This window comes from Salinicoccus jeotgali, assembly GCF_055379195.1.
Genome location: NZ_AP043830.1, coordinates 493,439 through 503,302, shown reverse-complemented (window position 1 = coordinate 503,302; position 9,864 = coordinate 493,439). Strand labels below are relative to the sequence as shown.

The following is a 9,864-nucleotide window of genomic DNA, read 5'->3' as shown; positions in this document are numbered from 1 at the left end:
AAGACACCCGAATAAGGGTGCCTATCAATCGAAATTAGTGCCAAACCTGTTCAGTGGCCAAAAACGCAACTGCACTTCACCTATGATCTGTTCCCGATCCACCATGCCGAAGTCACGGCTGTCACGGCTGATGGGACGATTATCCCCAAGTACGAGGAATTGATCTTCCGGAATCTCTCCACCTTCCACGTCAAGATCGGAAAGCGTAAAATCATCCATGTAGGAATCCCCTGTATTCACCACATAACTCTCTTCAAGAGGCTCCCCATTTACATATACCTGCTTATCTTCCATCTTCACCGTATCCCCCGGTGTACCGATGACCCTTTTGACATAGGCTGGCCCTGCCTCAGAATTGAAGACGACCACATCCCCTGTTTCATACCCACCGAAATATTCCACGATTTTATTAGCTATGACCCTATCTCCATCTTCGAATGTCGGATCCATACTCAAGCCATCGACCGAGTAGGATACGAAAAGAAAGGATCGGATCAAAACAATCAGGACGACTGATACGAGGATGGCCATCAACCATTCTCCAACTTCCTTCTTCATCCGCTTCCCTCCTATTTCTTAAGTTTACTATTGATATACCTCTGGTACCATTTTGAAAAGAAATACAGCACCACAAGGAAAATGATTGACAGCGTCAACTGCAGCGGCGAAGTGAAGAATGATGTAATATCATATCCGACGATGGACATCAGCAGTATCATAATCGCCTTGGCCACTAGCAATATATATAAGTATACGACTTTTTTTATGTTCGATAAAGCGGCTATAAGATTGATGACTGAACTTGGCGTAAAAGGCAGGGACAGAAGGATCAGCAAAAAGGAGAACCCTTTCAGATCGATGAATTCAAGCATCCCCTCCAACCGCTTATGCCTGTGGATATACTTCTGGGCAGGCGCACGGAGGAAGTAACGGATCGTAAGAAAGACAAGGTAACTGCCGCCGACCGTCCCCGAGTAGCTAAGGAGGAAACCGATTATGAAACCGTAGGAATTGATGTTTATGATAACAATCGCAAAAAGCGGAAGGAACGGCAGGAACGACTCGATCAGTGTCAGAACGAATCCGACTAGGGGTCCGAGTGCTTCCACTTCGGCAAAAAGCGATTCCAAGCCTTCCTGGGTGGTCAAATTCTTAAGTAGGGTTTCAAGTTCCAATACGCATAACCTCGCACATTTAATAAAGGCTATATTACAAAGTAATATAGCCTAATCTTCCACCAATTATATAGTTTTTATCGAAGTCTGTCATTCAATTGTTCTCTCAATGATTCATAACCTGATTTGCCAAGGAGTGCGAACATGTTCTGCTTGTATGCTTCAACACCTGGTTGGTTGAACGGATTGACGCCAAGAAGATAACCGCTCATCGCACACGCCATCTCAAAGAAGTACACCATGCTGCCGAACGTATAGGCATCAAGACGGGGTACTTCCACCATCATATTCGGCACTCCTCCGTCGACATGGGCCAGGATGGTCCCGCGCATCGCCTGATGATTAACTTCATCGACGGTCATGCCTGCGAGGTAGTTCAGACCATCAAGGTCCTGGGATTCTTCTTCGATGGTCAGTTCGCTGAGAGGTGTTCCAATGCTTATGACGGTTTCCATGAGCGTGCGCCGGCCTTCTTGGATATATTGTCCCAACGAGTGCAGATCAGTGGTGAAGTTGGCACTGTGCGGCAAGATGCCTTTGTTGTCCTTCCCTTCACTTTCACCAAACAGCTGCTTCCACCATTCTGCAAAATACTTGAGCCGCTCATCATAGTTGATCAGCATCTCCACGTTATAGCCTTTGTCATAAAGGGCGTTCCTCACCACAGCATATTGGTATGCAGGGTTCTTTTCAAGCGCCGGTTCAGCCAGTTCCTCCATGGCGTCGGCAGCGCCCTGCATCATGGCATCGATATCTATGCCTGAAGCGGCGATCGGCAACAGTCCGACTGCAGACAATACCGAGTATCTGCCACCGACATCATCCGGAACGACGAACATTTCATAGCCTTCTTCACGAGCGAGTTTATTCAAGGCGCCCTTCTCCTTATCCGTAGTGACATAGATGCGGCCCTTTACATCACCATGTTTTTCCTCAAGGAGCTGCTTGAAGATGCGGAATGCGATTGCCGGTTCGGTCGTCGTGCCTGATTTGCTGATGACGTTGATCGAGAAATCCTTGTCCTCAAGATAGGTTTTCAATTCGTTCATGTAGTGGCCAGACAGGTGGTGGCCGGCAAATATTATTTCCGTCCCCTCATGTGAAAAAGTCGGCTTCAGCATTTCGATTGCTGCTTTGGAACCCAAGTATGAGCCGCCGATGCCGATCACAAGCAGGACGTCGGAATCTTTCTTGATTTTCTCGGCAGAAGCTTTGATGCGTGAAAATTCTTCCTTATCGTAGTCTTTCGGCAGCCCGACCCAGCCGAGGAAGTCGCTGCCAGCCCCCGTCTTGTCATGGATCATCTCATGCGCTTTTGAGACGAAAGGAGCAAGATTTTCAATTTCTTCCTGGTTCATGAACCCTGCAGCATTGGAATAGTCAAATTTGATATGTGTCATAGTAGCCTCCAGAATATTTTATCCTTCGTTACTATTGTAGATAAAACACAGCGCGTTTTTCAATCAATTTGTCGCATCGCTCCGATTCTGGCTCTTCCCGGGATCAGGCCGGCTATCTTTTCGCCCTGCCCGGCATGCATGAGTTCGACGATCCGGCTGCCGACTATGACGCCATCGCAATGCGCACCAATCTCTCTAGCCTGCTCCCGCGTCTTGATGCCGAATCCGGCACACACAGGGACCGGGCTCACCTGGCGCACAGCTTCCAGATGCGCACCCAATGAATCATCGAAGCCATCCCTGACACCGGTCGTACCATTGACCGTAACGGCATAGACGAAACCTTCCGCCGTCTCGAGCACTTCTTCCATGCGTGCTTTTGAACTGGTCAGCGTGACGAAGCGGATCAGTGCAACATCTGCATCCTTCAACGGTGTTTCGAATTCTGCCGATTCTTCATAAGGGACATCCGGGATGATCACGCCTGAAATGGCCGCTTCTTTACACAGCGTGGCAAAATGTTTGACGCCAAGCCGCAATACCGGATTCGCATAAGTCATGACGACAATCGGAATGTTCACTTCATCTTTAAAGCCCGCAACCGCCGTAAGCACATCCTTCAATATGACACCTTCTGCCAATGCCCGCTTTCCGGCTTCCTGTATCGCCGGACCGTCCGCTACTGGATCGGAGAACGGGATTCCGAGTTCAACGATGGAAACACCGGCCGATTCGAGCTGCAGTATCTGATCTTTAAGGTTCGACAGCCCACCGTCTCCAGCCATGATATACGCGATGAACGCCTTATCCCCAGCTGCTTCCAGATGTTCAAATTGTTGTGCAATGCTTTTTCTGCCCATTAGTATCCACCTTCCTGACGTGCTTTGATTTCTGCTACATCCTTGTCGCCACGTCCAGATAGACATATGACGAGGATTTCATCACCGGTCATCTGACCGGCCATCTTGATCGCATGCGCTACCGCATGGGCACTCTCAAGTGCTGGTATGATGCCTTCTTTATGGGATAGTATCCTGAATGCCTCCAATGCTTCCCCGTCTGTAATATGGGCATATTCTGCACGGCCGATTTCTTTCAGATGGCTGTGCTCCGGGCCGATACCGGGATAGTCGAGCCCTGCCGAAATGGAATAGGCCTCCTGCACCTGACCTGCTTCATCCTGTAGCAGATGCATCTTGGCACCGTGCAAGATACCAACGCTCCCCTCATTCAGAGAAGCCGCATGGTGGTCTGTCTCTATGCCGTCGCCGGATGCTTCCACACCAACAAGGCGGACATCCTCATCATCTATAAATGGATGAAACATGCCGATCGCATTGCTTCCGCCGCCGATGCACGCCACTATCGAATCAGGCAGGCGCGCTTCCTTATCCAGCATCTGACGCTTCGTCTCCTTGCCGATTACGGATTGCAGATCACGCACGATCATCGGGAATGGGTGCGGCCCCATCGCTGAACCCAGAACGTAATGGGTATCCTCCACGTTGGCGACCCAGTATCTGAGGGCTTCGTTGACCGCATCCTTCAGCGTTCCCCTGCCCTGATCGACACTGACGACCCGGGCACCGAGCAGTTCCATGCGGAAGACGTTTGGTTCCTGGCGCCGTATATCTTCTTTGCCCATGAAAATGACGCAATCCAGATCAAGCAGTGCACAGACCGTCGCTGTTGCGACACCATGCTGGCCGGCCCCTGTTTCTGCAACCACTTTCCTTTTCCCCATCCTTCTGGCAAGCAGCGCCTGACCGATCGTGTTGTTGATCTTGTGTGCACCGGTATGGTTGAGGTCTTCGCGTTTAAGGTAGATCTTCGCCCCTCCTGCATATTCTGAAAGCCTTGCGGCATGGTAGAGCGGCGATTCCCGTCCCACATAGTTTTCCAGGTAATGGCTCAGTTCCGCTTGGAATGCTTCATCATGCTGCGCATCTTCATAGGCTTCCGTCAATTCTTTGAGGGCGTGCATAAGGGTCTCTGGCACATAGCGCCCTCCGTATTCTCCGTAATGGCCGTCAGCATCGGGCTGAGTATAGATTTTTTCCACTTTCATCTCCACCTTTCATTGTTCTGATCAATTCAAATATCTTATCTTTGTCCTTCACGCCATGTGTCTCGACGCCACTTGATACATCGACGGCTGCGGGCGCAACCACATGTTGTGCTTCCTTGATGTTGCCTGCATTGATGCCGCCGGCGAGCACCAGACGGGAATGGTCGAGCGCCCTACCCTCGAGTGCCGACCAGTCAAACTGTCGTCCGCTCCCTCCACGGTATTCTGCCGGTGGGCTGTCGATGAGTATATGGCAGGCGTCATACCGGAACATTTCTGCAATGGGCATACTGCCGATGGAAAACGCTTTGATCACTGGCATTTTCAAGCCTGCAGTATATGCACGCGACTCATCCCCGTGCAACTGCACATAATCGAGGCCCACCGTTTGATGGATATGTTCGATATATTCAGCCGGGGCATCGACGAAAACACCCACGCATTCGACTCTGCCTCTAACTGCTTCCGCCATTTTTTTAGCCGCGTTGATGTCGACTTGACGAGTACTGGGTGCAAACACGAATCCGATCATATCGGCTCCTGCTTCTGCAGCCCATCTGGCTGCTTCGACCGTCTGGATGCCGCATATCTTAATCTTCACCTACAGCACCCCTTTCAGGGCGCGGATTGTTGTGGCCGGGTCCTCTGCAGCCATCAACGTCTCCCCAACGAGTAGTGCTGCGGCACCGGCCACCCTCATCCGCCTGCCGTCTTCTGTTGTACGGATGCCGCTCTCAGCGATGAAGTGCACCGGATGATGACCATATGCTTCAAGCAGTTTTTCTGTATTTCCCAAATCCACTTCAAATGTCTTTAGGTTGCGGTTGTTGATGCCGATGAGTGCGGGCTGAATCTCCAATGCGCGCTCCATCTCTTCTGCAGTATGCACTTCCACTATGCATTCAAGGCCATAACTGGAGGCATATGCAAACAGCCGCGCCAGCATTTCGTCGTCCAACGCTGCCACAATCAGAAGGATGATGTCAGCTCCATGCCGGTATGCCCGGTCGATCTGCCGCTCGTCTACGATGAAATCCTTGTTCAGTAGAGGCAGCCCGACCACTTCCCGGACCGCTTCAAGGTCCGCCATTGACCCTTTGAAATATTCAGCATCGGTCAACACTGAAATGGCATCCGCACCGCCTGCTGCATATTTCTCTGCCTGTTCATCAGGCTTCATCCCGATATTGATGTCCCCTTTCGACGGGGAGGCCCGCTTCACTTCCCCGATGATGCCCATCGTCCCGGCGGTGTCAAGCCGATCCTTCAAGGAGATGGGCGTTCTGTCCAATATCTTTTCCTCGGCGGTGAGGCGTGTCATTTCCCGCCGTTTATATGCAATGATGTCATCTAATATTGTAGTCATTCAAAGTCCTCCTCTTTTTGAATACGTGACGAGCCGGTTGAGTTTGGCCAGGGCATGTCCAGATGAAATGCTTTGCCGCGCCATTTCGATGCCTGTCTGCACGGAGTGGGCCTGTTTGGCGCAGTACAGCCCGATGCCGGCATTCAGCAATATCGTGTCGCGCTGGGCTGGTGTCGCTTCATCAGTCAATACGTCCTTCAGAATCTGCGCATTCTCTGCACTGCTGCCGCCGTTGATTTCTTCCCGTGTATAAGAGGGGAGGCCGACCGACTCCGGAGTGAAGGTCATATCTTCGATTTTTCCGTCATCTAGTATGGTCATATGATTTTCACCGAGCAGCGAGGCTTCGTCCATTCCGCCCGCCCCATTGATGACTACCGCTCGGCTCCTTCCAAGTCTTTTCAGCACTTCTGCCATCGTCCTCACCTTATCCTGCCGATAGACACCGAGAAACTGGTAATCGAGTGCCACCGGGTTGATGAGTGGCCCGATCAGATTGAATATCGTCGGCACTTTAAGGTCGTTACGCACTTTCATGATGCGTTTGATCTTTGGATGGACATGGGGAGCAAAAAGAAAAGTGATGCCATTGTCATCCAACAGATGATCGATATCACGCGGCTGAAAAGACAGCGATACGCCCAGTTCCGCCAACACATCCGAGCTCCCGGTCCTGCTTGTGACGCTTCTGTTGCCGTGCTTCGCAACTTTTACGCCTGCTCCTGCGAGGACGAAGGCGGAGGTCGTCGAAATGTTGAAGCTGTTGGAACCATCCCCGCCTGTCCCGCAGTTATCCATGACACCTGGAACATCGCGCAGTATGGGCATGGCATGTTTCCTCAACACCTCCACAAGCGCCGTAATCTCGACCACGGTCTCCCCTTTGGCTTTCAAGCCCATCAGAAAGGCCGCTATTTCACTGTCGCTCACTTCGTCTGTCAGCAGTATGGAGACTGCCTCTGCCATTTCCCTGCCGGTCAGATCGGCGCGTTCCGATAATTTTGCCAAGTGTGCCTTCATGCTGCCGTAATGTGTTCTTGCCAGTACTTCTGCCATCATATTTTTCCCTCCCTAAAATAAAAAAACTCCATAGACCTATTGTCTATGGAGGACGATTCACCGCGGTGCCACCTCGCATTGGGCGGACTCGCCACCCCTGCTCTTGCCGCGTAACGTGTGGCAGACGGATGCATGCTGATCAGGCCCATTCATCGACGTTGCATGGACCGGTTTCCAGCTCCCCCGGTTCTCTGTACCATGCAGTACGCCACTACTTGTTCTGATATGCATCTTCTTCAATTTTTAAATACAAAAAGCTCCCCTGTCACTGTAAAAAGGACGGGGAGCCGTGGTGCCACCTTTATTGATCGGTCAAGCCGATCCGCTCAAGATGCAGCATAATGCTGCATCTTCCATGTAACGTTGGAAATACGCCGGGGATTTAATCGTCCACCGGTTGCACAGAAGTCCATTCACACTGCCATTGCACCGGTTCACACCACCCACCGGCTCTCTTTTGCAACTTGGCAATTGCTACTTGTCTTCATCAATCAAAGTGATTCATTTAATTGAAAATCATATTACTACAATCAAATTATGATTGCAACCCTATTTCTGAATTATTTTATGAGTCCAATTATTTCTCCACATCTTTGAACTCATCTTTTATGCAGTTCATCGCTTCCTCCAGGACAGATCTCGGAGAAGGGACGCATATCCTCTGGAACCCTTCCCCCTCTTTGCCGAAGTTACTGCCGTCCTGCAGCAGGACATTGGCCTTATTGTAGATGCGGTCATGCACTTCCTCATCCGACAGGCCATAACCGCTGAAATCCATCCACAGCACATACGTGCCGGCAGGGTGCTCCACTTTAACGGTTGGCATTTCTTCTTTCAGGAAATTGATGACGAAATCTATATTGCCATCGATATATTCCCTCACCTGTTCCAGCCATTCATCTCCCTCATTATATGCTGCAATCAAAGCAGATACAGTGAATGGACTCGGCATGCTCGTCCCCTGAGCCTCCTTGAACTGCTGCCTCTTTGCCTCATCGGTGATGACGACATTAGTGCAGTGCAGGCCGGCCAGATTGAATGTCTTGTTTATCGCAGTCATGGAGATGATGTGATCTGTATGATCAGACGTTTTCGCAATCGGCGTGAATGTTTCCCCGATGCGTATCAGATCTCCATGGATCTCGTCGGCTATGATGATGACGTCATTCTCCCGGCAAATTTCAGATAACCGCTTCAGATCTTCTGGACTGAATATGTTACCCGTCGGGTTATGCGGACTGCACAGGATGAACATGGTGACATCTTCCTTTTTGGCAAGGACTTCGAAATCATCGAAGTCGATATGATGATGCCCTGCCTCATCCCTGATAAGCGCGTTGTTCTCCACGACACGCCCATTGCCTTCGACAGCTGCAGTGAATGGTGGATAGACAGGCCGTTGTATGATGATGCCGTCACCCGGCTTCGAATAGGCTTTGACGGCGACATTCAATGCATGGACCGTGCCCGGGGCATAAATTATTTCTTCTTTATTTATAGTCCAGTCGTATCTATCTGAAAACCATTTCTGTATCGCTTCATAATAAGCATCCGGGGCTAATGTATAACCGAATATTTTATGATCGACGGTTCTGTGCAGCGCATCGATGATCGGCTCCGCCACCTGAAAATCCATGTCGGCCGTAAATAATGGGATGGTGTTTTCATCGTAGTGGTCCGTCATCCCCATTTCCTTGAGCAGCTCGCCACCATCCCATTTTATGGCATATGTTTCCCTTCTATTTACAGGTGTATCAAAATCATATTTCATCAAAATCGCTCCTTGTCGTAATTCTATTATCACTCATCCTTTAATTATAACGCTTCAAAAGATCAGTTTGAAACAATTGAATTGAAGAGCCCTTCAGTCTTGCCATCTGACGCACGGCTCACAATCGAATTGGCTCATCGACTGCCTTGATCAACTGATTTTCCACATCACTCAGCATGCTCAGTCACTTTTCAACGAAGCAACCATCTATTCTACAGATTTGTCTGTTCATTTGGTATAATGGAACGTAATAGTTACCTCTACTTAGATTACAACTCTCCGTTGCTGTATCCTTCTATACACTGACTGGAAGCACCTAGTCGCTTTTTTTCGCTGCTCTGAACATCTCGGTTGTAATTCTCATCACGCCTTCATTGAAGACACGTTCATATATCATGCCGAGCCGCTCTTCAGTGATATCCTCTTCATTTTCGACCCAACGCTGATACATGCCGATCATTCCAGATACATGGTATTCAATGATGTATTCATAGTCTGATAGCTCCTGGATGCCGATATCGCCTGCAAAATCCAATATCACCCGCCTGAAGCGCGCCTTCAGTTCATACTGGAAGCCGGGGTCTCCCTCCGGCCCCAGCAATATGGCGATGCGCGCCCTGTTTTCCCTGATGCAATGGGAAACATTCTCGAACGATCTCTCAAGGGGGGTGTGGTCATCACTGAGCATCTTCAAACGCTCGATGATGGTTTCCTCACTTGGCAGGAGCAATTTCTTCTCCGTCTCCAGCACTTCGTAGACGTCTGCAAAATAAGTGTAGAATGTCCCACGGTTGTATCCAGCGAGGTCCGTGATTTCCTTGACGGTAATCTTATCAAGAGGCTTCGAGACGTACAAGGTCCAGAATGCTTCAACGAAATTATGACGGGTTTCTTCTTTACGACTTATTTTGGACATAATATTTCCTCCTTTCCAACACTCCTCATTGGATTGTAGGTTGAATCATATATATAATTTAACTAATATTGTCATAGTACAACACGTTGTCGGGTTACAATATACATCT

Annotated in this window: 11 protein-coding genes and 1 other annotated feature; all 11 genes read right to left on the bottom strand. The window is 49.8% G+C overall.

The genetic code is table 11. The annotated features are described in order from the left end of the window. Nucleotides 1-24: 24 nt before the first annotated feature. The 11 genes from lepB to ACZ43I_RS02530 all read right to left on the bottom strand — a co-directional run bounded on the left by lepB (nucleotide 25) and on the right by ACZ43I_RS02530 (nucleotide 9,755). The gene (gene lepB, locus ACZ43I_RS02580) at nucleotides 25-558 is read right to left on the bottom strand and encodes a signal peptidase I (protein WP_344704210.1); all 534 of its coding nucleotides are present in this window, start codon (nucleotides 556-558) and stop codon (nucleotides 25-27) included. A gap of 11 nt (nucleotides 559-569) precedes the next feature. Continuing rightward, nucleotides 570-1,175 (bottom strand): TVP38/TMEM64 family protein, encoded by a 606-nt coding sequence (locus tag ACZ43I_RS02575; RefSeq protein ID WP_344704212.1) that lies wholly within the window; start codon nucleotides 1,173-1,175, stop codon nucleotides 570-572. Between the two features lie 77 nt (nucleotides 1,176-1,252). Continuing rightward, on the bottom strand, nucleotides 1,253-2,575 hold the full coding sequence (locus tag ACZ43I_RS02570) for a glucose-6-phosphate isomerase (protein ID WP_344704214.1): 1,323 nt from the start codon (nucleotides 2,573-2,575) through the stop codon (nucleotides 1,253-1,255). Nucleotides 2,576-2,634: 59 nt separating this feature from the next. Further along, nucleotides 2,635-3,435 carry a tryptophan synthase subunit alpha gene (trpA, locus tag ACZ43I_RS02565; RefSeq protein WP_344704216.1) on the bottom strand — a complete coding sequence of 267 codons (801 nt, stop codon included), beginning with the start codon at nucleotides 3,433-3,435 and terminating at the stop codon, nucleotides 2,635-2,637. Then, on the bottom strand, nucleotides 3,435-4,643 hold the full coding sequence (gene trpB / locus ACZ43I_RS02560) for a tryptophan synthase subunit beta (protein WP_344704218.1): 1,209 nt from the start codon (nucleotides 4,641-4,643) through the stop codon (nucleotides 3,435-3,437). The genes trpA and trpB overlap by 1 nt, the downstream gene beginning before the upstream one ends. Continuing rightward, a complete protein-coding gene (locus tag ACZ43I_RS02555) occupies nucleotides 4,606-5,244 on the bottom strand; it encodes a phosphoribosylanthranilate isomerase (RefSeq protein WP_344704220.1) in 639 nt (212 codons plus the stop codon). Before ACZ43I_RS02555 ends, trpB begins: the two co-directional genes overlap by 38 nt. Continuing rightward, on the bottom strand, nucleotides 5,245-6,009 hold the full coding sequence (gene trpC, locus ACZ43I_RS02550) for an indole-3-glycerol phosphate synthase TrpC (protein ID WP_344704222.1): 765 nt from the start codon (nucleotides 6,007-6,009) through the stop codon (nucleotides 5,245-5,247). It abuts the gene before it with no gap. Beyond that, complete coding sequence (gene trpD, locus ACZ43I_RS02545; RefSeq protein WP_344704242.1) at nucleotides 6,010-7,029, bottom strand: anthranilate phosphoribosyltransferase; 1,020 nt, start codon at nucleotides 7,027-7,029, stop codon at nucleotides 6,010-6,012. 96 nt (nucleotides 7,030-7,125) lie between these two features. Next, nucleotides 7,126-7,299 carry a hypothetical protein gene (locus tag ACZ43I_RS02540; protein ID WP_344704224.1) on the bottom strand — a complete coding sequence of 58 codons (174 nt, stop codon included), beginning with the start codon at nucleotides 7,297-7,299 and terminating at the stop codon, nucleotides 7,126-7,128. Nucleotides 7,300-7,340: 41 nt separating this feature from the next. Then, nucleotides 7,341-7,568 (bottom strand) — a binding site (T-box leader). A gap of 77 nt (nucleotides 7,569-7,645) precedes the next feature. After that, on the bottom strand, nucleotides 7,646-8,839 hold the full coding sequence (locus ACZ43I_RS02535) for a MalY/PatB family protein (protein ID WP_344704226.1): 1,194 nt from the start codon (nucleotides 8,837-8,839) through the stop codon (nucleotides 7,646-7,648). Nucleotides 8,840-9,155: 316 nt separating this feature from the next. After that, on the bottom strand, nucleotides 9,156-9,755 hold the full coding sequence (locus tag ACZ43I_RS02530; protein ID WP_344704228.1) for a TetR/AcrR family transcriptional regulator: 600 nt from the start codon (nucleotides 9,753-9,755) through the stop codon (nucleotides 9,156-9,158). Nucleotides 9,756-9,864: the final 109 nt, after the last annotated feature.